At 68.7% G+C, this 23,727-nt stretch carries 20 protein-coding genes; 10 read left to right on the top strand and 10 right to left on the bottom strand.

Going from position 1 to position 23,727, the window contains the following annotated elements:
- Positions 1 to 27 precede the first annotated feature (27 nt).
- Both dnaN and dnaA read right to left on the bottom strand, forming a co-directional pair.
- Entirely contained in the window at positions 28 to 1,158 is a 1,131-nt protein-coding gene (gene dnaN, locus ACZ6I3_RS19590; protein ID WP_382492188.1) for a DNA polymerase III subunit beta, read from the bottom strand.
- A gap of 859 nt (positions 1,159 to 2,017) precedes the next feature.
- Positions 2,018 to 4,102, bottom strand: coding sequence for a chromosomal replication initiator protein DnaA (gene dnaA, locus ACZ6I3_RS19585; protein ID WP_469416035.1), 2,085 nt, complete (start codon positions 4,100 to 4,102; stop codon positions 2,018 to 2,020).
- Positions 4,103 to 4,529: 427 nt separating this feature from the next.
- On the opposite strand from dnaA, the gene rpmH reads away from it, so the two are divergent.
- The 9 genes from rpmH to ACZ6I3_RS19540 all read left to right on the top strand — a co-directional run bounded on the left by rpmH (position 4,530) and on the right by ACZ6I3_RS19540 (position 11,453).
- Positions 4,530 to 4,667 carry a 50S ribosomal protein L34 gene (gene rpmH / locus ACZ6I3_RS19580; RefSeq protein ID WP_018846094.1) on the top strand — a complete coding sequence of 46 codons (138 nt, stop codon included), beginning with the start codon at positions 4,530 to 4,532 and terminating at the stop codon, positions 4,665 to 4,667.
- Positions 4,668 to 4,688: 21 nt separating this feature from the next.
- The gene (rnpA, locus tag ACZ6I3_RS19575) at positions 4,689 to 5,060 is read left to right on the top strand and encodes a ribonuclease P protein component (protein ID WP_184593889.1); all 372 of its coding nucleotides are present in this window, start codon (positions 4,689 to 4,691) and stop codon (positions 5,058 to 5,060) included.
- Positions 5,057 to 5,431 (top strand): membrane protein insertion efficiency factor YidD, encoded by a 375-nt coding sequence (gene yidD, locus ACZ6I3_RS19570; RefSeq protein ID WP_469415993.1) that lies wholly within the window; start codon positions 5,057 to 5,059, stop codon positions 5,429 to 5,431. The genes rnpA and yidD overlap by 4 nt, the downstream gene beginning before the upstream one ends.
- A 3-nt stretch (positions 5,432 to 5,434) precedes the next feature.
- Positions 5,435 to 6,709, top strand: a complete 1,275-nt coding sequence (yidC, locus tag ACZ6I3_RS19565) for a membrane protein insertase YidC (RefSeq protein ID WP_469415991.1) — start codon at positions 5,435 to 5,437, stop codon at positions 6,707 to 6,709.
- 15 nt (positions 6,710 to 6,724) lie between these two features.
- On the top strand, positions 6,725 to 7,234 hold the full coding sequence (locus ACZ6I3_RS19560; protein WP_469415989.1) for a Jag family protein: 510 nt from the start codon (positions 6,725 to 6,727) through the stop codon (positions 7,232 to 7,234).
- A 125-nt stretch (positions 7,235 to 7,359) separates the two neighbouring features.
- Entirely contained in the window at positions 7,360 to 8,076 is a 717-nt protein-coding gene (gene rsmG, locus ACZ6I3_RS19555) for a 16S rRNA (guanine(527)-N(7))-methyltransferase RsmG (protein ID WP_469415987.1), read from the top strand.
- Positions 8,077 to 8,341: 265 nt separating this feature from the next.
- A complete protein-coding gene (locus tag ACZ6I3_RS19550; protein ID WP_469415985.1) occupies positions 8,342 to 9,418 on the top strand; it encodes a ParA family protein in 1,077 nt (358 codons plus the stop codon).
- A complete protein-coding gene (locus ACZ6I3_RS19545) occupies positions 9,415 to 10,515 on the top strand; it encodes a ParB/RepB/Spo0J family partition protein (protein WP_469415983.1) in 1,101 nt (366 codons plus the stop codon). Before ACZ6I3_RS19550 ends, ACZ6I3_RS19545 begins: the two co-directional genes overlap by 4 nt.
- 320 nt (positions 10,516 to 10,835) lie before the next feature.
- Positions 10,836 to 11,453 carry a GNAT family N-acetyltransferase gene (locus ACZ6I3_RS19540; RefSeq protein ID WP_468197018.1) on the top strand — a complete coding sequence of 206 codons (618 nt, stop codon included), beginning with the start codon at positions 10,836 to 10,838 and terminating at the stop codon, positions 11,451 to 11,453.
- A gap of 94 nt (positions 11,454 to 11,547) precedes the next feature.
- Here ACZ6I3_RS19540 and trxA read toward each other — a convergent pair whose 3' ends face one another.
- From trxA to ACZ6I3_RS19505, 7 genes are all read right to left on the bottom strand, one after another.
- Positions 11,548 to 11,880, bottom strand: a complete 333-nt coding sequence (gene trxA / locus ACZ6I3_RS19535) for a thioredoxin (protein WP_184593875.1) — start codon at positions 11,878 to 11,880, stop codon at positions 11,548 to 11,550.
- Between the two features lie 44 nt (positions 11,881 to 11,924).
- Complete coding sequence (gene trxB / locus ACZ6I3_RS19530) at positions 11,925 to 12,893, bottom strand: thioredoxin-disulfide reductase (RefSeq protein ID WP_184593873.1); 969 nt, start codon at positions 12,891 to 12,893, stop codon at positions 11,925 to 11,927.
- Positions 12,894 to 13,060: 167 nt separating this feature from the next.
- Positions 13,061 to 13,987 (bottom strand): anti-sigma factor family protein, encoded by a 927-nt coding sequence (locus ACZ6I3_RS19525; protein ID WP_469415981.1) that lies wholly within the window; start codon positions 13,985 to 13,987, stop codon positions 13,061 to 13,063.
- Positions 13,984 to 14,709: an RNA polymerase sigma factor SigM gene (gene sigM, locus ACZ6I3_RS19520; RefSeq protein ID WP_193479147.1), complete on the bottom strand. Its 726-nt coding sequence runs from the start codon at positions 14,707 to 14,709 to the stop codon at positions 13,984 to 13,986. Before sigM ends, ACZ6I3_RS19525 begins: the two co-directional genes overlap by 4 nt.
- Before the next feature lie 27 nt (positions 14,710 to 14,736).
- The gene (locus tag ACZ6I3_RS19515) at positions 14,737 to 16,434 is read right to left on the bottom strand and encodes a protein kinase family protein (RefSeq protein WP_469415979.1); all 1,698 of its coding nucleotides are present in this window, start codon (positions 16,432 to 16,434) and stop codon (positions 14,737 to 14,739) included.
- Between the two features lie 141 nt (positions 16,435 to 16,575).
- Positions 16,576 to 18,876: a murein biosynthesis integral membrane protein MurJ gene (gene murJ / locus ACZ6I3_RS19510; protein WP_469415978.1), complete on the bottom strand. Its 2,301-nt coding sequence runs from the start codon at positions 18,874 to 18,876 to the stop codon at positions 16,576 to 16,578.
- Positions 18,877 to 18,917: 41 nt separating this feature from the next.
- On the bottom strand, positions 18,918 to 21,308 hold the full coding sequence (locus tag ACZ6I3_RS19505; protein WP_469415976.1) for a DUF6049 family protein: 2,391 nt from the start codon (positions 21,306 to 21,308) through the stop codon (positions 18,918 to 18,920).
- Positions 21,309 to 21,587: 279 nt separating this feature from the next.
- Here ACZ6I3_RS19505 and ACZ6I3_RS19500 point away from each other — a divergent pair, with 279 nt between their 5' ends.
- Positions 21,588 to 23,033 carry a CCA tRNA nucleotidyltransferase gene (locus tag ACZ6I3_RS19500; protein WP_469415974.1) on the top strand — a complete coding sequence of 482 codons (1,446 nt, stop codon included), beginning with the start codon at positions 21,588 to 21,590 and terminating at the stop codon, positions 23,031 to 23,033.
- Between the two features lie 109 nt (positions 23,034 to 23,142).
- Here the strand turns inward: ACZ6I3_RS19500 and ACZ6I3_RS19495 are convergent, their stop codons facing one another.
- Positions 23,143 to 23,652 carry an LppU/SCO3897 family protein gene (locus ACZ6I3_RS19495; RefSeq protein ID WP_469415972.1) on the bottom strand — a complete coding sequence of 170 codons (510 nt, stop codon included), beginning with the start codon at positions 23,650 to 23,652 and terminating at the stop codon, positions 23,143 to 23,145.
- Between the last annotated feature and the right edge of the window lie 75 nt (positions 23,653 to 23,727).

The raw sequence follows: 23,727 nt of genomic DNA, 5'->3' as shown, positions 1-23,727 counted from the left end.
GACAGCCACAGGCGGCTTTCGAGGGGCTCAGCCGCTGAGCCGCACCGGCATGATCAGGTACTTGTAGGCGTCGTCCGCCTCGGCGTCCAGCGCCGGCTTGCCGCTGAGCAGCGCGGGCTTCGTGGACGTCGTGAAGGACAGCTGGGCGACCGGGGAGTCGATGGCGCTCAGGCCGTCCAGCAGGAACGTCGGGTTGAAGGCGATCGAGACGTCGTCGCCCTCCAGCTGGGCGTCGACGCGCTCCACAGCCTGTGCGTCGTCGCTGGAACCGGCCTCCAGGATCAGCACGCCCTGCTCGAAGCTCAGCCGCACCGGGGTGTTGCGCTCGGCGACCAGGGCCACACGCTTGACAGCCTCCACGAAGGGGGCGGTCTCGATCACGGCGACGCTGTTGAACTCGGTCGGGAACAGCGAGCGGTACTTCGGGAGGTCGCCCTCCAGCAGACGGGTCGTCGTACGGCGGCCGGCGCCCTCGAAGCCGATCAGGCCCTCGCCCGAGCCCGAGCCGGACAGCGCCAGGATCACCTGGTCGCCACTGGTCAGAGCCTTGGCGGTGTCCAGGAGCGTCTTGGCGGGCACCAGGGCGACCGCGGAGGCCTCCGGGTTCTCCGGCTTCCACAGGAACTCGCGGACCGCGAAGCGGTAGCGGTCGGTGGACGCCAGCGTGACGGTGTCGCCCTCGATCTCGATGCGCACACCCGTCAGGACAGGCAGCGTGTCGTCACGGCCGGCTGCGATGGCCACCTGGGCGGCCGCGGAGGCGAAGACCTCGCCGGGGACCGTGCCCGTCGCGTTCGGCATCTGCGGCAGGGCCGGGTACTCCTCCACAGGCAGGGTGTGGAGTGTGAACCGGGAGGAGCCGCAGACCACGGTCGCCCGTACACCGTCTGTGGAGATCTCCACCGGCCGGTTGGGGAGCGCACGGCAGATGTCCGCGAGCAGACGGCCCGAGACCAGGACCGTGCCCTCCTCGTCGACCTCCGTCTCCACCGACACCCGCGCCGAGACCTCGTAGTCGAAGCTGGACAGGCTCAGCTGGCCTTCCTCGGCCTTCAGCAGCAGTCCGGCGAGGACAGGCGCCGGCGGCCGGGCCGGGAGGCTGCGCGCTGCCCAGGCCACTGCCTCCGCGAGTACGTCGCGTTCCACCCGGATCTTCACTGTTGCCGCCTCCTGCTGTTGCCGGCGCTTCTCGCTCTGCCTGGCCCTCGTCGTCTGTCTCGGTGTCGACGGTCCCTGGGATGGGGAGGACACCGGGGACCAGTCTGACGCACCGCACTGACAGTAGGTGCCTCTCGGGGTCAAGTCGTGACGAGGGGCAGCCGGACGCCGAAGAGCGAGTTGTGCACAGGACCCACTTCGAAACGAATTCCCAGCTCTCTCTAGTTGGGAGTAGTAGTAGGGGCTGTGGATACCGTGGATAACCGCGTTTTCCCAGCTCAGAGCAGGAATTTTGTCCACCGGGCCTGTGGGCGACGGCAGTGGACAACTGGGTGTCTCTGTGGAGAACGAAAAGTTCTGCACACGCCGTGCACAGGGAGGGGCGAGTTCTCCCCAGCGTCGTCCCCAGCTTTGCCCAGCTTTCCCACAGCCCGACCCGGCGGGTTTGTGTGACGCCTTTCACTCGACCCGGTGAGGGGGCGCGTCGTGTTGCCGAACAGTGGACAGCGATGTGGAGAAGCCGGTGATCGCTGGGGACAACTGACCCCAGCCTGTGGGTTGTCAGTGGAAAACTTGCTCCACAGCCTGTGGATCTCTCGGCTGTCCACAGGCTGTGGAGATCCTTCGTCCACGAATCCACATGCGGGTGACCTGGCCTGATGATCCCTCGGCAGGAGCCCCTGTGGACACAGTCTGGACAACTTCCCGGTCCCCAGGATGTGGACGGGAAAAAACCACCGAATCTGTGGAGGGTGGCCGTAACCCGGCAGGTAATCGAACAGCCGGGGACCGCGGCATGACGAAGGGCGCCCCCGGAAACCTCCTCCGGGAGCGCCCTCAGTGGCCTGCAGCTCGTACGTCAACCGTTCTTGATGCGGTTGGTCAGCTCGGTGACCTGGTTGTAGATGGAGCGGCGCTCGGCCATCAGATTGCGGATCTTGCGGTCCGCGTGCATGACCGTCGTGTGGTCGCGGCCGCCGAACAGCGCGCCGATCTTCGGCAGCGACAGGTCCGTCAGCTCACGGCACAGGTACATGGCGATCTGCCGTGCGGTGACGAGGGCGCGGCCCCGGGAGGTGCCGCACAGGTCCTCGACGGTCAGCCCGAAGTAGTCCGCCGTCGCGCCCATGATGGCCGTCGAGGTGATCTCGGGGGCCGAGTCCTCGCCGCCGGGGATGAGGTCCTTGAGGACGATCTCCGTCAGGCCCAGATCCACGGGCTGCCGGTTGAGCGAGGCGAAGGCCGTGACCCGGATCAGGGCGCCCTCCAGCTCGCGGATGTTGCGTGAGATCCGGGAGGCGATGAACTCCAGCACCTCCGGCGGAGCATTCAGCTGCTCCTGCACCGCCTTCTTGCGGAGGATCGCGATACGCGTCTCCAGCTCGGGCGGCTGGACGTCGGTGATCAGGCCCCACTCGAAACGGTTCCGCAGCCGGTCCTCCAGCGTGACCAGCTGCTTCGGCGGCCGGTCGCTGGACAGCACGATCTGCTTGTTGGCGTTGTGGAGCGTGTTGAAGGTGTGGAAGAACTCCTCCTGCGTCGACTCCTTGTCCGCCAGGAACTGGATGTCGTCGACGAGCAGGATGTCCATCTCGCGGTACCGCTTGCGGAAGCTGTCGCCCTTGCCGTCGCGGATGGAGTTGATGAACTCGTTGGTGAACTCCTCCGAGCTCACGTACCGCACCCGCGTGCCCGGGTAGAGGCTGCGGGCGTAGTGCCCGATGGCGTGCAGCAGGTGGGTCTTGCCGAGCCCGGACTCCCCGTAGATGAACAACGGGTTGTACGCCTTCGCCGGCGCCTCGGCGACAGCGACCGCGGCGGCGTGCGCGAAGCGGTTGGAGGCGCCGATGACGAACGTGTCGAAGAGGTACTTGGGATTCAGGCGCGCGGTGGGCTCACCGGGGCCGGTCGCCGGCGCGGGCTGCGCGGCCAGCGGGCCGGGCGCACCGGTCGTGGGCAGGTTCGGGCCGACGGGGCCGCCGCGGTGCACGTGTCCCGAGCCGGCCGGCGGCTCGGGCAGCTCCCGGCGGACCGCGTCGCGCTGGTCGTACTCGGGGCGTGAGGTGTCGTAGTCGGAGCGCGGCGGCTCGTAGGAGGGGCGCTCCATGGACTGCGGGCGGTAGTCCTGGGCGGACGAGCCGTACGAGTCCTGTGATCCGTGGGAGCCGTGTGATCCGTGGGAGCTGTGGGAGCCACGGGATCCGTGAGAGCCGTGAGATCCGTAGGAGTCCTGTGATCCGTGGGATCCGTATGAGTCCTGGGAGCCGTGGGACTTATAGGAGTCCTGCGCGCTGTACGAGTCCTGACCGCCGCCGTACTGATCTTGCTTGCCGTACTGGTCCTGGCCGCCGTACTGGTCCTGCGAGCCGTAGGAGTCCTGTCCCGGTGACGCGTACGGGTCACGCTCGGGGAAGCCGAGGCGCTGCTGCTGCCAGCCGTACTCGTCCTGCGTGGGCCGCGGCCAGGCGCCGGGCTCGGGGCGCTGGTACTCGGACGGGTAGGCGGGGCGCGGGTTGGGCAGTTGATCTGCGCGCGTAGGCGGATGCTGATCGCCGGGCGTTCCCGGCATCGGCTCGGCGCGGTGGCGGCCGTACCCCTCGTATCCGTCGCGGTCCTGGCGCGCGGCGGGGAGCTCGGGCTCCTCGTAGCGCGACTGCTGGGGGCGGGCCGGGGGTGCCGGCGAAGCGGGGGGCTCGCCCGCGGAGTCGTCGACGGTGATCGCGATCCGGATCGGGCGGCCGCACTCGCGGCTCAGTGTCTCGCTGACGATCGGCGCGAGACGGCCCTCGAGTACGCCCTTCGCGAATTCGTTCGGTACGGCGAGCAGGGCGGTGTCCGCGACCAGTGCGAGCGGCTGGCAGCGCCGGATCCAGTGCTCGTCCTTCGTCTCGACCCCTTGACCGCGCCCCTCTCCGAGGAGTTGCTCCAATACGCGTGGCCACACTGCGGCAAGATCGGCAGGTACGTCAGCCACAGGGCACGCTCTCTCACAGGTCCCACGAACGTGTGGTTCTGGGACGGGTTGGGATGTAATCCGGGTGGGTGGGCGGGAGCAGGCCCGCTGGGGCAGGGACAAGGGAACGAATCGGAGTTCCGTCACGGTAGTCAGGGCGGCCGGTACGGTTCAAGTTGTTGTCCCCAGCCTGTGGACAAGTGTCTCCCGCCGTCTCCTGGTTTGACCGGATGGCGTAGCCGCGCGTACCGTAACCAGGTCGAGTTGTCGATGGCTGCTGCCGCCTGCCTCCGATGGGCACAGGTCATTTGGGTGATCGGTCAGCGGTGCACTCGGGCGTAACTGCGAGCTACTCGTGGGCGCACGGTGACAGCCAGGACGGCACCCCGCATCTACCGATTTCTTCTGGAGCCCCCGAGTGAGCAAGCGCACCTTCCAGCCGAACAACCGTCGTCGCGCGAAGACCCACGGCTTCCGCCTGCGGATGCGTACCCGTGCCGGTCGCGCGATTCTCGCGAACCGCCGCAGCAAGGGTCGCGCCAACCTGTCCGCCTGATCCCGATCAGGTCATGACGTCGTGCTGCCTACCGAGCATCGGCTGAGGCGGCGCGAAGACTTCGCGACCGCGGTACGACGAGGACGCCGGGCCGGACGCCCGCTCCTCGTCGTCCATCTTCGTAGCGGTGCCACGGACCCGCACGCGCCTGGGGAGAGCGCTCCCCCGACGCGTGCGGGTTTCGTCGTGAGCAAAGCTGTGGGTGGCGCGGTCGTGCGCAACAAGGTGAAGCGCAGGCTTCGCCATCTGATGCGCGAGAGAGTCGCCCAGCTGCCCCCCGGTAGCCTGGTAGTCGTACGAGCGCTGCCCGGATCGGGCGACGCCGACCATGCACAGCTGGCCCGAGACCTGGATGCCGCTCTTCAGCGGTTGCTGGGAGGGGGCGCGCGATGAAGTACCCGCTGCTGGCTCTGATCAAGCTCTACCAGTGGACGATCAGTCCGCTGCTCGGGCCGGTCTGCAAGTACTACCCGTCGTGCTCCCACTACGGCTACAAGGCCATCGACCGGCACGGTGCCATCAAGGGAACGGCACTCACGGCCTGGCGCATCCTGCGGTGCAATCCGTGGTCGCTGGGTGGTGTGGACCATGTCCCGCCGCGCAAGCGCCCGCGGTGGCACGAAATGCTGCGTACCGCGTGGCGTGCACGCAAGGGCGGGCCCTCCGCCGCCGACCCGGCCACCGAGGGACAGACTTCTCCCACAAGTCGGTCCAGTCCTTCGAGCCCGGCCGCAGAGACACCGTCCCATGCCCAAGGAGCATGATTAGTGGACACGATTGCCAGCCTCTTCAGCTTTATCACCACACCCGTCTCCTGGGTCATCGTCCAGTTCCATTCGGTGTACGGCGCCCTCTTCGGGCCTGACACCGGCTGGGCCTGGGGCCTGTCGATCGTGTCCCTGGTGATCCTGATCCGTATCTGCCTCATCCCGCTCTTCGTGAAGCAGATCAAGTCGACCCGGGCCATGCAGACGCTGCAGCCCGAGATGAAGAAGATCCAGGAGCGCTACAAGAACGACAAGCAGCGTCAGTCCGAAGAGATGATGAAGCTGTACAAGGAGACGGGCACCAACCCGCTCTCCTCGTGCCTTCCCATCCTGGCGCAGTCCCCGTTCTTCTTCGCCCTGTACCACGTGCTCAACAGCATCGCGACGGGCGACACCATCGGTGTGATCAACCAGAGCCTGCTGCAGAGCGCGCAGAAGGCCCACATCGTCGGTGCGCCGCTTGCGGCGAAGTTCACCGACAGCGCGTCGAAGGTGGAAGCACTCGGTGCCTCCCTCACCGACGTCCGCGTGGTCACCGCCGTCATGATCGTCCTGATGTCGGCGTCGCAGTTCTTCACCCAGCGCCAGCTGATGACGAAGAACGTCGACACCACGGTGAAGACGCCGTTCATGCAGCAACAGAAGATGCTGATGTACGTCTTCCCGGTCATGTTCGCCGTCTTCGGCATCAACTTCCCCGTGGGTGTCCTCGTCTACTGGCTGACCACCAACGTGTGGACCATGGGCCAGCAGATGTACGTGATCCACAACAACCCGACCCCGGGTTCCAAGGCCCAGGCCTCGTACCTCGAGCGTCTGAACAAGCACGTCTCGCAGCACAGCAAGGTCGGCCGGCGCCGTGACCGGGCCATCGTCAAGGCGATCGTCGCCAAGGGACGCGAGCGCAACGAGTTCGAGCGCAAGTTCATCAACGGCCTCAGCAAGGCCGGACTCGTCGCCCAGGCCGACGGCACCGTGATCAAGGGCGACGCCTCTGCCGCTGTCGAGACCGAGGACGGCACGTCGACCACGGGCACCCCGAAGCGTCAGCAGCCCAAGCGTCAGAGCAAGTCGCAGCGTCAGTCCGGTGCCGCGAAGGCGGCCGGCGAGGACGAGCCGAAGACGTCGCTGAGCAAGTCCGACGAGCCCGACGACGCCAAGCCCGCCGCAGCCGCCCAGAAGGGTGGCACGAAGTCCGGCGGTGGTACCCGCAGCAAGGCCCAGTCCGGACAGCGCAAGGGCCCGCAGCGGCCCAAGTCCCCGTCCAAGAAGTAAGAAGGAGTCCATCCCGTGACGGAAGGCACCACCTCCGCCGCTGCCGAGGGTGCAGACACCCTGTCCCGCCTGGAGCAGGAAGGCGAGATCGCTGCGGACTACCTGGAGGGTCTGCTCGACATCGCCGACCTCGACGGCGACATCGACATGGACGTCGAGGCCGACCGTGCCTCCGTCTCGATCATCAGCGACGCGGGCCGCGACCTGCAGAAGCTGGTCGGCCGCGACGGCGAGGTGCTGGAGGCGCTCCAGGAGCTCACCCGTCTGGCGGTGCACCGGGAGACCGGCGACCGCAGCCGGCTGATGCTCGACATCGCGGGATACCGCGCCCAGAAGCGCTCCGAGCTGTCCGAGCTGGGTGCCAAGGCCGCTGCCGAGGCCAAGAGCAGCGGTGAGGCCGTGAAGATGAAGCCGATGACGCCGTTCGAGCGCAAGGTCGTGCACGACGCGGTCAAGGCCGCGGGCCTGCGCAGCGAGTCCGAGGGCGAGGAGCCGGAGCGCTTCGTCGTCGTGCTGCCCGCCTGATCGGCCCCTACGTTCTCCGGCCCCGTCTGTTGCGCAGGCGGGGCCGAACTTTGTCAGCCTGATAGTTCTGGTGGTTCTGGCGTCGGCGCTGGGCGCGTTGACGCGGTACGGAAGGACGGTCCCCCGTGACGGAGGCAGCGGAGCTTCCCCCCGCGCCCGAGCAGGCACGCGAGGTGTTCGGTGATCGCTTCGCGGATGCGGTGCGGTACGCCGAGCTGCTCGCCCAGGCGGGCGTGCAGCGTGGTCTCATCGGCCCGCGTGAAGTGCCCCGCCTGTGGGAGCGGCACCTGCTGAACTGCGCGGTGCTCTCGGAGGTCGTGCCCGAGGGCGTGACCGTGTGCGATGTCGGCTCGGGCGCCGGGCTGCCCGGCATTCCCCTGGCACTCGTCCGGGAGGACCTGAAGATCACGCTGTTGGAGCCGCTGCTTCGGCGTACCAACTTCCTCACCGAGGTCGTGGAGCTGCTCGGCCTGGATCACGTGACGGTCGTACGCGGCCGGGCCGAAGAGGTCATGGGGAAGATCCAGCCTGTCCACGTCGTGACCGCCCGGGCCGTCGCACCGCTCGACCGTCTCGCCACCTGGGGCGTCCCGCTGCTGCGGCCCTACGGGGAGATGCTCGCGCTCAAGGGCGATGCCGCCGAGGAGGAGCTGAAGAGCGCGTCGGCGGCACTGAGTAAGCTGGGCGCGGTGGAGACATCCATCCTGCATGTGGGTGAAGGCGTGGTGGACCCGATGTCTACGGTCGTACGGGTCGAGGTCGGGGAGAGCCCCGGCGGTGTGCGTTTCGCCGCGAAGCGTGCCAAGGCGGCTCGCACGAGTCGGACGCGTCGGCGACGCTGATCCGTCCTGACGACGAGACGTACTCCACACAAGCTGCCTAACCGATGCATGCCGGAGTGTCGCGGCAGTTCGGCCCCGGCTGCTGTGCATCGTGTTTCACGTGAAACGTCGCTCACTGCTGCACGGCATCATCAGTCGTGGCCGCGCTGCGGCCGAACCCCGCGACCGTAAGCCTCTCGGTTCACTCGGTGAGGGAACCGAGTTGTCCACAGAGGTGGATTTCTCCACAGAACGCCAGGCCTCACTGGTTCACGACCCCGAAGGCATGGGAGGCTCTGTTCATAGCGAGCCTGAAGTCGAGGAGAGTGAATCCTTGCGGTCCGACGCCAACATCGCGGGACCGATGACCGATCCGGTCCCCGGTCCCCGTACCGAGTCGATGGGGGCGGATGTTTCACGTGAAACACCGCCTCCGATGGACGACACTCCCATCGGTCGTGCTGCCCAACTGGCGGTGGAGGCGCTGGGCCGCGCCGGCGAGGGCCTGCCACGGCCCGAGCAGACCCGAATCATGGTGGTCGCCAACCAGAAGGGCGGTGTGGGCAAGACGACGACGACCGTCAACCTTGCCGCGTCGCTGGCCCTGCACGGCGGCCGTGTCTTGGTGGTCGACCTCGACCCGCAGGGCAATGCGTCCACGGCGCTGGGTATCGACCATCACGCGGAAGTCCCGTCCATCTACGACGTGTTGGTGGAGAGCAGGCCGCTCTCCGAGGTCGTCCAGCCGGTCCCCGATGTGGAGGGCCTCTTCTGCGCTCCCGCCACGATCGACCTCGCCGGTGCTGAGATCGAGCTGGTGTCCCTGGTGGCCCGGGAGAGCAGGCTGCAGCGTGCCATCCAGGCGTACGAACAGCCGCTGGACTACATCCTCATCGACTGCCCGCCCTCACTCGGCCTCCTGACGGTCAATGCGTTGGTGGCGGGCCAGGAGGTCCTGATCCCCATCCAGTGCGAGTACTACGCGCTGGAGGGCCTGGGTCAGCTGTTGCGCAACGTCGACCTCGTGCGCGGGCACCTCAACCCCGCCCTGCATGTGTCGACCATCCTGCTCACCATGTACGACGGCCGGACGCGACTCGCGTCCCAGGTCGCGGACGAGGTGCGCACCCACTTCGGCGACGAGGTACTGCGGACGAGCATCCCCCGCTCCGTCCGTATCTCCGAGGCGCCGAGTTATGGGCAGACCGTACTGACATACGATCCAGGATCGAGTGGTGCCCTCTCCTACCTGGAGGCGGCACGAGAGATCGCGCTGAAGGGCGTCGGCATCAGCTATGAAGCGACGCACGCCCACATCGGCGTACAGCAGAACGACCCGAGCATGGTGGAGGGCATCCAGTGAGCGAGCGACGGAGGGGATTGGGCCGTGGACTCGGCGCACTGATCCCTGCTGCCCCCACGGAGAAGTCGGTGGCCCAGGCGGCGGCAGGGGGAGCCGCTTCCACATCCCCCGCGGCAGTGCCTTCGCTGCCGAACGACCGTGGGGTGGCGGCAGCGAAGGTGGCGACTCTGCCGACTGTTTCACGTGAAACAGAGGAGCCGGTTCAGCCCAGTGCTCCCGCCGTGCCTGCGGCGCCCGTCGGTGCGCACTTCGCCGAGATCCCGCTCGACGACATCACGCCGAACCCACGGCAGCCGCGTGAGGTCTTCGACGATGACGCGCTGGCCGAGCTCATCACCTCCATCAAGGAGGTCGGGCTCCTCCAGCCGGTCGTCGTACGGCAGGTGGGCCCCGCCCGCTACGAGCTCATCATGGGCGAGCGCCGCTGGCGTGCCTGTCGCGAGGCGGGACTGGAGGCGATCCCGGCGATCGTGCGGGCCACGGAGGACGAGAAGCTCCTCCTGGACGCCCTGCTGGAGAACCTGCACCGCGCCCAGCTGAACCCGCTGGAAGAGGCAGCCGCCTACGACCAGTTGCTGAGGGACTTCAACTGCACGCACGACCAGCTGGCGGACCGCATCGGCCGGTCCCGCCCGCAGGTCTCCAACACCCTGCGCCTGCTGAAGCTCTCTCCGTCCGTCCAGCGCCGGGTCGCCGCCGGGGTGCTCTCCGCCGGCCATGCACGGGCGCTGCTGTCCGTCGAGGACTCGGAGGAGCAGGACAGGCTTGCCCACCGCATCGTGGCCGAGGGGCTCTCGGTGCGGGCCGTCGAGGAGATCGTGACCCTGATGGGCTCACGGCCTCAGAAGGCTCAGCGGCCCAAGGGCCCGCGTGCCGGTGCCCGGGTCTCTCCCGCGCTGTCCGACCTCGCCACACGGCTGTCGGACCGTTTCGAGACGCGGGTGAAGGTCGACCTGGGGCAGAAGAAGGGCAAGATCACCGTGGAGTTCGCCTCCATGGAGGACCTGGAGCGGATTCTCGGGTCCTTCGCTCCCGGAGAGGGACCGGTCCTGCAGAAGAGCCTGATGGAGAGCGACTCCGAGGAGAGCGACTCCTGAGCCTCCGGCAGGAGCCTCCGCTGTGCATCCGACAGAGCGGGCCGTGTCCGGTGTGTACCGGAACGTGGCCCGCTCTTTCCTTTCTGGCGGTATCGATGGAATCGCATCGTGGATACGATGCGTTGGGGCACGGCGCGACCACCCGGCAGCACCTCTGAAAGGCAGGCAGGGGCCATGGGAACGATGAGCCGCACCGTACTGGTGAGCGCCGGTTTGGGGCTGGGGGCGGTCGGTGGGTTCATCGGCAGTCTCCTCAGGGAACGGAGCGCTCTGACAGCCGCCCGCGACGCGGCGGGCGAAGGAAGCGAGGAACAGCCTTCATGGGGCGCCGGCTCGTACCGCTCACGCTGGACAACCTTCAGGACCTTCCCAAGCGCTGTCGCTCGTGTGTCTTCTGGGAGCTCGACCCAGTCAGCGGTGAGGCCGCAGTAAAGGCGGGCACGCCCGCCCTGGAGAAGGAATCCTGGATCTCGGCTGTTCTGCTGGACTGGGGATCCTGCGGCCGGGTCGTGTACGTCGACGATGTGCCGGTGGGCTTCGTGCTCTACGCCCCTCCCGCCTATGTCCCCCGCTCTGCGGCGTTTCCCACGAGCCCCATCTCCCCCGACGCGGTTCAGCTGATGACCGCGTTCATCATGCCGGGCTACCAGGGGCAGGGACTGGGCCGGGTGATGGTCCAGACGGTCGCCAAGGATCTGCTGCGGCGTGACTTCAAGGCGATCGAGGCGTTCGGAGACGTGCGCTGGAAGGAGCCGGCCTGTGTGCTGCCCGCGGACCATCTCCTGGCGGTGGGCTTCAAGACGGTCAGGCAGCACCCCACCAATCCCCGGCTGAGACTGGACCTGAGATCGACGCTCTCCTGGAAGGAAGACGTCGAGATGGCGCTGGACCGGCTCCTGGGCGCCGTACAGAAGGAGCCGGCGCTGCGGCCGCTGTAGAGGCAGGCAGCCAAACGAATGGGCCAACCCTTCCGGGTTGGCCCATTCGTGTTTCACGTGAAACATGCACCGTCGCTGCGACGGCTCAGCCGATTCACTCGGCGATGAACTCCTCGAGGTCGCGAACGATCGCGGCCTTCGGCTTCGCGCCCACGATGGTCTTGGCGACCTCGCCACCCTGGTAGACGTTCAGGGTCGGGATGGACATGACGCCGTACTTGGCGGCCGTACCCGGGTTCTCGTCGATGTTCAGCTTGACGACCTCGATCTTCTCGCCGTACTCGGAGGCGATCGCCTCGAGGGACGGCGCGATCTGGCGGCACGGACCGCACCAGGCGGCCCAGAAGTCCACCAGGACAGGCTTGTCGCTCTTGAGGACGTCCTGCTCGAAGGAGTCGTCGGTCACATTCTTCAGGGTGCCGGCCACGGCGGGCTCCTTAACTGGTTGGTGCGTGGGGCGGGTAGGGAGGGTCAGACAGAGGTCTTCTCGGGCTCGGGCTGCTCCTCGTCCGCGAGGGCGGCGAGGAAGCGCTCGGCGTCGAGCGCTGCGGAGCAGCCGGTCCCGGCCGCGGTGATCGCCTGACGGTAGGTGTGGTCGACCACGTCGCCGGCGCCGAAGACACCAGTCAGGTTCGTGCGCGTCGACGGCGCCTCCACCTTCAGGTAGCCCTCCTCGTCCAGGTCGAGCTGACCCTTGAAGAGTTCGGTGCGGGGGTCGTGGCCGATGGCGATGAACAGGCCGGTCACCGGCAGGTCGGAGAGCTCACCGGTCTTGAGGTTGCGCAGCTTCAGACCCGAGAGCTTCGGGTCACCCTGGATCTCGGCGACCTCGCTGTCCCACACGAACTTGATCTTCGGGTCGGCGAAGGCGCGCTCCTGCATGGCCTTGGAAGCGCGCAGGGTGTCGCGGCGGTGGACGACGGTCACGGACTTGGCGAACCGTGAGAGGAAGGTGGCCTCCTCCATGGCGGTGTCGCCACCACCGATCACGGCGATGTCCTGGTCCTTGAAGAAGAACCCGTCACAGGTGGCGCACCAGGACACTCCACGGCCGGAGAGGGCGTCCTCGTTCGGCAGACCGAGCTTGCGGTGCTGCGAGCCGGTGGAGACGATGACGGCCTTCGCCCGGTGGACGGTCCCGGCGGTGTCCGTGACGGTCTTGATCTCGCCGGACAGGTCGACGGTCACGACATCGTCCGGGACGAGCTCGGCACCGAAGCGCTCCGCCTGGGCGCGCATGTTGTCCATGAGCTCGGGGCCCATGATGCCGTCCTGGAAGCCGGGGAAGTTCTCGACGTCGGTGGTGTTCATGAGCGCGCCGCCGGCGGTGACGGCGCCCTCGAACACCAGTGGCTTCAGCGACGCGCGCGCGGTGTAGAGCGCCGCCGTGTAGCCGGCGGGCCCGGAGCCGATGATGATCACGTTTCGGACGTCGCTCACGGCTTGTTTCCTCGTCTCTCGTCTGCGTCGTTCGACCGGTGGGAGCGTCTCTCGGAACTCTCACACCACCCAACGGATCCTAAGGGGCACGCATTCCCGCTGTGTCCGGGCACACGGAGACGCGGCACTGTGCTGGATACCACGCAGGGCGAAGACGACGCCCTCGCTCAGGAGGACGGGTAGGAGCGCTCCAGGAGGACCTTGCCCTCGGCAATGGACGCCTGGTGATCCACGCAGGTCGCGTCGACGATATAGGCGGTGACCCGGGCGGGGTCGGAGGCGTTGGGAAGCAGCACGAGCATGGCCTTCTTCCCCTGGTAGGTGCCGTTCTCGACGGCCAGGGCCGCGTCCTTGCGTCCGATGCCGTCACGGACACAGCCGGGCACGGTGGGTTCCCTGAGGACCCTGGGGTGGTTGGTGCCGGGGGCGGTCGCTGCGCCGAGGGGGGTACGGGAGCTGCCGCCTTCCTTGCTCTGGTTCTCGGCCAGGAGGTCGGTGACCTGCTTCTGGAGCTTTCCCTCGGAGAAGGTGTCCGCAGCGGTGGTCTGCCTGCCGCCCGCTGTGTCGTGGGGCGGCTTGTTGTCGCCGAGCGATGACAGCAGGACGGAGCCCAGCCCCAGGGCTGCCACCGTGAAGACGGTCCCCAGGACGGCGATCCTGCGTCGCCCGTTCCGTGTGCGCCCCTTGCGGCCCGGTCCGGTGGTGGAAGAGCGGGGGTGCCCGGCGGGCCGGTCGGCGGGCGTCGATGTTTCACGTGAAACACGCGCACCACTGTCGTCCTCGGAAGCGGAGCGGGGAGCGCCGACCGGTGCCGGCTCCGCTGCGGGCTCGGGTTCCGTGGCGTTCAGCAGCGCCTCGGCGGCGAGTGCGGCATCGATGCGGCCTGCGACATCGGAGGGCATGCGCGGCGGGCCCGGCAGCGTGCCGAGCAGGCCACGGATCTCCTCCAGAGAGGCATAGACGTCCGCGCAGAGTTCGCAGTCGTCGAGATGGCGGCGCACTTCGGTGCTCCGGGACGGCGGGAGAATGCCTTCGGAGAGGTCGGAGATCTCCGCGACGTCCGGGTGCCCGGCCATGTCTGTCGTCGACGTCACGCTCGTCCACCTCCGCCCTTCACTGCAGCTGAGTCGCTCGGTCCTGTGTCCGGCGGTCCCGTTCGGCGTGGTCCCGCTGCGGGTGGGACGGTTGGCTCTTGCGTCCGGTTCCGTTCCCCGCCCGGGTTCTTGTCCTTGCCGCCGCTGTCCGGCCGTAGGTGGGTGAGCAGCGGCAGGAGTCTGGCTCTGCCGCGTGCGCATCGGCTCTTCACCGTGCCGGTCGGCACGTCGAGGATGCGGGCCGCCTCCGCGACCGGGTAGCCCTGCATGTCCACCAGGACGAGCGCGGCGCGCTGGTCGGCCGGCAGGGTGCCCAGGGCTTCGATGAGCTGCCGGTGGAGATCGTTGCGCTCGGCGGGCGCGGAGGCCGACTCGTGCGGCTCCAGCAGCTGCTCGAGGCGCTCGGTGTCGTCGACGGGAGAGGTCTTCCGGGAGGCGACCTTGCGGGCGCGGTCCAGGCAGGCGTTCACCGTGATCCTGTGCAGCCAGGTTGTGACGGCCGACTGGCCCCGGAAGGTGTGGGCGGCCCGGTAGGCGGATACGAGGGCGTCCTGCACCGCGTCAGCGGCCTCCTCGCGGTCCCCCAGCGTCCGCAGGGCGACGGCCCAGAGACGATCGCGATGCCGCCGCACGATCTCACCGAAGGCGTCGGGGTCGCCTTCGACATGGCGGGCGAGCAGATCCTGGTCGCTTACTCCGTCGTACCCGGTGCCGTCTGCCATCGGCCTCCTTCCTCGAGGCAGATGCCGTCAGCTGGTCACCTTGATGTCCGCCACCCTGCCGCGCCACTTGCCGTCGTCTGCCTGCGTGGGCAGCTCGGTCAGCCACACCAGGAGGTAGCGGCTCTTGAGGGACTTGGGCTTGAGTTCCACTGTTGTCCCGGTGCCCTCGGCGACCTTGGTGTAGCCGTCGAAGGACGTGGGCTCCGAGCCCGCGTCCGCGCTCGCGCTGCGGAGTTCGACCGAGGTGTCCCCGACGAAGGTGACCTTCACCTTTCCGACCTGCTGGACCTTGCCGAGGTCGAGGATGACACCGACGCCCGACTTCAGGCGGCCGAAGTCCGAGCTGAGGTAGAAGTCCGTCTGCCAGTACGTGGCCGTGCTGTTGTCGTAGACCTTCCCTATGTCGGACGGCTTCTCGGAACCGTCCGCGCCGAAGGGGTCGAAGTCGCGGGCACCGCTGATGGCGATGGGCTTGCCGCCCGCCGGCTTCTTCGGGCTCTTGTCGTTCCCGTCGTTGGTCTGCGTCTGCCCCGGCTCCTCGTTCTTGCCGCCCTGGTCCATGAGCGCGTCCGCCAGCTGCCAGCTGCCAAGGCCGAGGGCGGCGATCAGGAGCGCGGACACGGCCCACTTCAGGGCCTTGCCCGTGCGGCTCTGCAGCGGGGGCGGCGGGGCCGGGACCGGCTGGGTGGCGCCGAGGCGCGGGGCCTGGCGGCCGTACGTGCCCTGTTGGTACGTGGTGCGCTGGTACTCGGGCGGGGCCGTGAACGCCGGCTCCGGCGGGCGGATGCGGGGCATCTCGCCGATCGCCTTGACCAGCTCCTCGGGTGTCGTGCACGGCGACTCGTGCCGGGACGCGGTGGCACCGTCGTTGACGAGCGCGCGCATGGACAGCTCGGAGAGCCCGCGGTGCACACCGGCACGCACCTGGTCGGGTGCGATCAGGCCGATGTCCTTCGGCAGGCCCGACAGGCCGTAGGCGTCGCTCTCGTACGGCCAGCGCTGGGTCAGCGCCGCGTACAGCAGGGCGCCGATGGCCTCGGTGTCCGTGCGCTGCGGGGTCTCGGTCGTGACGCCGCGCAGGGCGGCGTTCACGGCGAGCCCGCGGATGCGCCACTGACCGGTCGAAGTGCGCAGCACGGCGTTGGGGTTCAGCCGCAGATGGGCGAGACCCTCGCGATGCGCGGCGGCCATGGCGGAGGAGATCTGACTGACCATCTGGTAGGCGTCGTACGGCTCCAGCGGCCCCGAGGCGAGGAGCGGGGTCAGCTCCGTCGCGTCGGGAAGCCACTCGTGGACGACGTAGACGAGGTCGTTCTCCTCCACCGCGTCCAGCACCTGGACGAAGCGGGGGTCGCCGAGGAGCGCGGAAGAGCGTGCGGCGGCCAGGACCGAGCGGGCCCGTGAGTGGTCGGCGGGCAGGATGTGCACGCCGACGGCACGGCGGAGCTTCTCGTCCACGGCACGCCAGCTGCTGAAACCGTCCAGACGGGTGACGCACTCCTCGAGGCGGTAGCGTCTGGCGAGTTTGTGCCCGCTGTGCAGTTCAGGCGGCGAGGTCGTTCCGGGCCCGTCGGTCCGGGTGCTCTCCTGTACCTCGTCGCTGTCCGTGTCCCGCTCCCGGTTCTTGGCCACCCCGTCGGCCGTGGACTGGTCCGCCTTCGCGGTCAGCGACGTGTCGTCGCTGTTGTCTGCCACGTCGACGGCAGCCGTACTACGTTCCGCCACCGTCGTTCCTGCCTCCCCATTCATGTGCGCGCCGGCCGGCATCCGTTGCGCGCCGTCCGACGCCGAGACCAATTGTGCCCACAGTCCGCCGCTATGCACGACACGCAGCGGCTGACGATGGTTGTGCGCCTACCCCCCGACTCAGCGTCCCAGGCGTCCGCGGACCATGCCGACCAGCGAGTTGATTTCCTCGATGCGCATGCGGCGGGCGGCTACGAAGAAGATCCCGAGGAGCACGGCACCGCCGACCAGTACCCCGGCGAGCGAGCCCATGACCCCCTGGCCGAGGGTCTGGCCGATGCCGTAGCAGGCCGCGCCGCTGAGCAGTGCGGCCGGGATCGACGCGATGCACAGCCGGGCGTAGGTCCGCAGGACACGGGCGCCGTCGAGGTCCCCGCCCAGCCGCTTGCGCAGCCGGCTCCAGGCGACGCCGACACCGATCGCGTACGCCAGGCCGTACGAGGCGGCCATGCCGACCACGGCCCAGCGGGACGGGACGACGAAGTAGCAGACCGCCGAAGCGCCCGCGTTGACCGCGGCCACGATGACCGTGTTGTAGAAGGGGGTTCGGGTGTCCTCGTAGGCGTAGAAGGCCCGCAGGACGACGTACTGCACCGAGTACGGGATCAGGCCGAGACCGAACGCCATCAGCATGAAGCCCATGTTGGTGGCCGCGCCGGTGCCAGAGGAGCCGAACATCAGCGTGCACATGGGGATGCCGAGCGAGAGGAAACCGAACGCGATCGGCACGATCGCGACCGCCGTGGTGCGCAGGCCCTGGGAGATGTCGTCGCGGACGGCGCCGGCGTCGCTCTCGGCCGCCGAGCGCGACAGACGCGGCAGCAGAGCGGCCATGAGGGAGACCGTGATGATGGCCTGCGGCAGGCCCCAGATCAGCTGGGCGTTGGCGTAGGCGGAGAAGCCGGTGCCGACGACGCGCGAGGCCTTGCCCGCCGCGGTGGACAGCCAGACGACGACCATGGCGCCCGCCTGGTTGGCGAGGACGAACAGGACCGTCCACTTGGCGAGCGTGATGGCCTTGCCGAGGCCCTGGCCCTTCCAGTCGAAGCGCAGCCGCAGCCGGAAGCCGGTCTCCCGCAGGTAGGGGATCATCGCCAGCGCCTGGACCACGAGGCCGAGCAGGACGCCGATGCCGATGAGGCGCTGGCCCTCCGGCGGGATGGTGGCAACTTCCATCTTTGAGGCTGCGGCGGTGCCGTAGACGTAGATGAACATGCCCAGCGTCACGATGATGACGATGTTGTTCAGGACCGGGGTCCACATCATCGCGCCGAACTTCCCGCGGGCGTTGAGGATCTGGCCCATCACCACGTGGATGCCCATGAAGAAGATCGAGGGCAGGAAGTACTGCGCGAAGGTGATGGCGACCTGGTTCGCCGCGGGGTCGCTGGCGATCGAAGGGGACATCATGCGGATCAGGAGCGGCGCACCGAAGATCCCCAGCGCGGTGAGTGCGCCGAGCGCCACCATGACGAGGGTCAGCAGGCGGTTGGCGTACGCCTCGCCGCCGTCCTCGTCGTCCTTCATGGCGCGCACGAGTTGCGGCACGAAGACGGAGTTGAGACCGCCGCCGACCGTGAGGATGTAGATCATCGTCGGCAGCTGGTAGGCGATCTGGAAGGTGTCGCCGAGGAAGCCGACGCCGATGGCCGAGACGATCAGCGCGGAGCGGATGAAGCCGGTGAGGCGGGAGACCAGTGTGCCCGCCGCCATCACGGCGCTGGACTTCATGAGCCCCGCGGCGCGGCCGCCCTTCTTGGGGGCCTGCGAGGCAGCGGGCTCCGGGGCGGGAGGTTCTTCCACGAGGGGCGGCGTCGGAGCGGTCTGGCCGGGCGCGCCGTACGCGCCCTGCGCGCCGTACTGGCCCTGTGCCGCGTACTGGCCCTGCCCGAGGGCCTGAGAGGGGCCGGGGACCGACGGCTGCTCGTACGACGGGTGACCGCTGTTCTGCTGCTGGTCCCTGTAGAGGTGCGCGAAGGCGTCCGGCTCCTGGCGCGGCTCGCCCGCCTGGGAGACCAGATCGTCCACCCCCACGAACTGGGTGGTTCTGGGGTCGTCGCCGTACGGCAGGTGCCGCGTCGGACCCTCCGGCTCCGGCGCGGGTGTCTGGGCCCACACCTGCGGGTCGGGCGCATAGGGCGATTGCGGCGGCTGGGCGTACATCTGCTGCGGCTGGTACGTGCCCGCAGGGGGCGGTGGGTGCGCGGCGCGGTCGTAGAGCGCCTCGGCGACCGGGTCCTGGGCGGAGAGGTCCTGTGCCCGGTAGGGGTCCTGGTCGTAGGCGTCCTGGAGGTACATGTCCGCGGGGGGCTGCGGCGGTACCTGGCCGTGCTCGGCCGGCGAGCCCTCGGGCCCACCCGACTCGGGGTAGCCCGAGCTGCCCGCGGCACGGCCGCGGTCACCGTCGTACGGCGCGTTCATGGTTACCCCACCTCATCGTCCCCGGCCCACCGGCCACGAATCTAACGGTCCACTCTCTCACCCGTGCCGGACGGGTCGGCGCTTTCCGCTGCGGTGTCCGGGGCCGGGTCACTCGGCTGCTCCGGGCCCTCCGCCCGCGGTCCGGCATCGGTCTCCTGCTTGAGACGGTCGCCGGGGGCTTCGGGGTTCTGCGGGCTTTCGGCGTCGTCGTCCGCCTCGGCGGTGCCGTCCTCGTCCGTCTCGCGGGCGGCGGCGGCGGCGCGCTTGCGCTGGGTGTACATACGGAAGCCTGCGAGGACCAGGAGCAGCACACCTCCGCCGATGACCAGCATCACGGTGGCCGTGACCTCGGTGACCTTCACGTCGAAGGTGACGGGGGCCCCGTACTTCTGGCCGTCCTCGGTGTACAGCTGGGCGACGACCTCCGCCCGGCCGTTGGCGTTGGCGGACGTGGTGAACTTCACCGACTGGCTGTGGCCGCCGTTCACGGTGACGCGCTGTTCCTCGTAGGCGTCGTCGCCGATCTTCAGGCGCGTCGGGTTCTTCGACGTGAGCCGCAGCTCGAGGTGCTCGACGCCCTGGACCAGGTTGTTCTGGACGGTCACGGGGATCGTGGCGCTGCGGCCGGAGAGCTTGGTCTCCGACTTCTCGATCAGCTTGACCCCGTCGGCGAGCCCGTCTAGGTACGACTCGACGCCCTCGCGGTACCCCACCGCCGCGACACCACGGCCACGCCACGACGTGGACATCTCGCGGTTCATGGCCCGCCCGAAGGGGGTCACCACCCGGGACTGGTCGGTGAGGATCACCTTGAAGCGGTCGAGCTTGCCCTGTGTCCTCGCGATCTGCTCGAAGCCGGCCCGCAGCAGCTCCTGGTTGCGCAGCGCGGAGGGGTACGCGGAGGTCGGCGGCACCTTGGTGTTGGCCGCCGGGTCCGGCTTGGCCTTGGCGGCGTCCGCGAGGTCCTGCGACTCGGACCAGTTCCCGCTCTGCAGGGTCGCCAGCGCCTCGGCCATGGCCTGGGCCTGGCTGACGGAGGGCATGCGCTGCGGGGCGACGACGACACTGCGCTGCTTGCCGGACTGCAGGCCGAGCGTCAGGCTCTGGGCCAGGAAGCGCTGCACGGCTTGCGTGGAGGCGGAGGCCTTCGTCAGGTTGCCCTGGAACGCCGTGGACATCCTGGAGTCCGCGACGACGGCCGTGGTGCCGCCGCCGACGGGCCGGGCCGCTGAGGGCGTGTACGACAGGTTGTCCTGGAGGCTGTCGCTGCGGGCGATCACCTTGTCGGCGCCCGCGGAGGTCGCGACCTTCACGATCGACGGATCGACGGCGCCGTCCGCGGGCCACGCGAAGTCAGTGGACGGTTTCACGTGGAGGATCGTCTCCACCGTGCTGTCCACGGCGTCCGTGGCTTCCTTGAGGTGACTCAGCGAGCCCGTGACGTTCGTGCCGTTGTGGGCGAGGGACGCCAGGTCCGGGTCGCCGAAGGGGAGGGCGACGACCTCCTTGCCCGTGACGCCCTGCTGGAGCTGGGCGAGCCACTGCTTGGCCACGGCCTGGTTCCGGCCGGCGGTGGCGGTGCCGTCCTCGCCTCTGACCTGGTAGTTCCGCGTCATCGCGTCGACGGACGCCAGCAGGTCCGGGTCGATCACCCACGTGATGTCGAGGCCCTTGCCCAGCGACACCATCTGGTCGAGACGGCCGCCCGGGGCGATCTCCCTGGCGAGGTCGTCGTTGCGGAAGACCGGCGTCTGCTGCTCGTTCGATCCCGTCTCGGCCGTCATATGGACGGTCGAGGTGAGCGGCCACATGAAGGTGGTCTTCGTCTTGGTGCCGGCTTCCTCGGGCTGCCACGGCAGGAACGTGCGCTGGACCCCCAGGACCTGGTCCCAGGGCTGCGCGGCGGTCTCCCCGGAGAGTGCGACGGCCAGCTGGTAGACGCCGTCCGGACCGAGGTCCAGCTCGTCGGCCGGCACGGAGATGTCGAAGGGCTCTGACACGCCGGGAGTGAGCTTGGCGAACTTCTCGCTGTACTTGCCGCCGACCGCCTTGCCGGCGGGGCCCTGGACATCGTCGCTCTTCTTGGCGAGGGCGTCGATGGAGGAGCGGGTGTCGAGCGAGGGGCCCACCCGAAGATCGACGTGGGCGTCGGTGACCGGCTGCTTGCCGTTGTTGGTGACCGTGCCCGACACGTTCACCGTGTCCCCGTCGGTGGGGGCGCTGGGGGTGAGCGAGTCGACTGCTACGGCCACCGAGCCCGCGCGTCCGGCCGCCTGCGGGGCCTCCTGTCCCGCCGCGTCCGCCGGGGCCGCGGCAGGCAGCTGGAGCAGCCCGGCCAGCAGGGGCGCACCGGCGAGCAGTGCCCCGGTGCGCCGCAGCCACCGGCGGGCAGGTGAGGCACTGGTCCCCTGGAAGTCTGCCGCGTCGGCCACGCGCTTCGCCCGTCCCTCGTCTTCGTCAGTGGTCGTCGGAATGTGCGTCCACGCATGGTAACGATGCGCGCTGAGGGGAAGTGCCGCGGTCCGTTCCACAAGATCGCGGGCCCGGCACCGCACTGCCCGGAATGCGACCGTATAGAAGGGAGCGGCTCTTTTCATCTCAAGGGCGGGTCTTGTGCGTCTATTCACGGACGAGTCCGCACGCGTGATGACGAGTCCGCACGCGTAATAGGGGGAGCTCATGACCGCCCGGGCCACGTACCCTCTTCTGTTGTGCCGAACGCCAACGAAGAAACGTCCAGTGCCCTCAGCCAGGTGCAGCACCGCGCGGTGAGTGAACTGCTGCGGGTCGCTCCTGTCGCCGACGTCCTCGCCCGCCGCTTCCAGGAGGCCGGGTTCTCACTCGCCCTGGTCGGCGGCTCGGTGCGGGACGCGCTGCTGGGCCGGCTCGGCAACGACCTCGACTTCACGACCGACGCCCGTCCCCAGGACGTCCTCAAGATCGTGCGCCCGTGGGCCGACGCCGTCTGGGAGGTCGGGATCGCCTTCGGCACCGTCGGCGCCCAGAAGGACGGCTACCAGATCGAGGTGACGACCTACCGTTCGGAGGCCTACGACCGGACCTCGCGCAAGCCCGAGGTGTCGTACGGCGACTCCATCGAGGAGGACCTCGTCCGCCGTGACTTCACCGTGAACGCGATGGCCGTCGCGCTGCCGGAGAAGGAGTTCGTCGACCCGCACGGCGGCCTCGAGGACCTCGCCTCGCGGGTGCTGCGCACTCCTGGCACCCCGGAGGAGTCCTTCTCGGACGACCCGCTGCGGATGATGCGGGCCGCGCGCTTCGCGGCTCAGCTCGATTTCGAGGTCGCCCCCGAGGTCGTCGCGGCAATGACGGACATGGCCGGGCGGATCGAGATCGTCTCGGCCGAGCGGGTGCGGGACGAGCTGAACAAGCTGGTTCTCTCGCGGTACCCGCGCAAGGGCCTGACGCTGCTCGTCGAGACCGGCCTCGCCGACCGTGTGCTGCCCGAGCTGCCCGCCCTGCGCCTGGAGCGTGATGAGCACCACCGGCACAAGGATGTCTACGACCACTCGCTGATCGTCCTGGAGCAGGCGATGGCGCTTGAGGACGACGGTCCGGACCTGACGCTCCGCCTGGCCGCCCTGCTCCACGACATCGGCAAGCCACGCACGCGTCGCTTCGAGGAGGACGGCCGGGTCTCGTTCCACCACCACGAGGTGGTCGGGGCGAAGATGACCAAGAAGCGCATGACAGCGCTCAAGTACTCCAACGAGCTGGTGAAGGACGTCTCCCGTCTGGTCGAGCTCCACCTGCGCTTCCATGGCTACGGCACCGGCGAGTGGACGGACTCGGCGGTCCGCCGCTACGTCCGTGATGCCGGCCCGCTCCTCGACCGTCTCCACAAGCTGACCCGCTCGGACTGCACCACGCGCAACAAGCGCAAGGCGACGGCCTTGTCGCGGGCGTACGACGGCCTGGAGGAGCGGATCGCCAGCCTGCAGGAGCAGGAGGAGCTCGACTCCATCCGCCCGGACCTCGACGGCAACCAGATCATGGAGATTCTCGGCGTCGGCCCCGGCCCGGTCATCGGCCGCGCCTACCAGCACATGCTGGAGCTCCGGCTGGAGAACGGGCCGATGGAGCACGACGTCGCCCTCGCCGCGCTCAAGGAGTGGTGGGTCGAGCAGGAGGGCTGAGACCGTGAAACGGGGTCATGTTTCACGTGAAACATGACCCCGCAGGAGACAGCCGGAGGGGCGGTGTTTCACGTGAAACACCGCCCCTCTCTGTGTCTGAGTGGCTGCCCTACTTCTTGTAGTCCTTCAGGCAGAGCAGGAAGTCCTTGCCGTCACCGCTCTCGGTGTACGAGTACTGGAAGTCCTTGGCCGCGGACTCGCACTTGCTCGACGCCAGCGTGTCCGTGAGGAACGAGCCCTCGATCTTGGCCAGCACCACGTACTGAGCCTTCGCGTCGCTGCACTTGACGACCTCGAGGTCCGGGTTGTTGTCGCTGGTGCTGCCACGGTGCATGCAGTCGCCGACGGCCGCCGTGTTGGCGTCGTCCCGGCTGGCTATGAAGCCGCCGATGGCGATACCCGCCACCGCGATGACGATCACGATGTTCTTGATGGTCTTGAAGCTGAGCTTGCGGCCGGACGGCTGCGGCGGGACCGGGGCGTACGGAGCACCCTGGGGCGGGAAGCCGGGCTGTCCGGGCTGCTGGGGGTAGCCGCCCTGCGGCGGGTACGGAGCCTGGGGCTGACCCGCGGGCTGGTTCTGTGCGAACGGGTTGCCCTGGGGCGGCGGAGTGGTCATTCGGGGGTCCCCCTAGTACATGGTGAATGACGCGAACATGTCGCGAGATAAGACGCACGTAAGTTATCGGGCCCC

It is taken from the genome of Streptomyces sp. NPDC041940 (assembly GCF_055589465.1).
The sequence above is the reverse complement of the archived record's forward strand: the minus strand, read 5'-3'. Positions and strand labels throughout refer to the sequence as shown.

Bases quoted from the DNA above. Each gene is read 5' to 3' on its own strand.
- murJ (WP_469415978.1), bottom strand. From the start codon at position 18,876: ATGAACGCGCCGTACGACGGTGACCGCGGCCGTGCCGCGGGCAGCTCG.
- sigM (WP_193479147.1), bottom strand. From the start codon at position 14,709: ATGGCAGACGGCACCGGGTACGACGGAGTAAGCGACCAGGATCTGCTC.
- yidD (WP_469415993.1), top strand. From the start codon at position 5,057: ATGAAGTACCCGCTGCTGGCTCTGATCAAGCTCTACCAGTGGACGATC.
- ACZ6I3_RS19540 (WP_468197018.1), top strand. From the start codon at position 10,836: ATGGGGCGCCGGCTCGTACCGCTCACGCTGGACAACCTTCAGGACCTT.
- ACZ6I3_RS19550 (WP_469415985.1), top strand. From the start codon at position 8,342: ATGGGAGGCTCTGTTCATAGCGAGCCTGAAGTCGAGGAGAGTGAATCC.
- ACZ6I3_RS19495 (WP_469415972.1), bottom strand. From the start codon at position 23,652: ATGACCACTCCGCCGCCCCAGGGCAACCCGTTCGCACAGAACCAGCCC.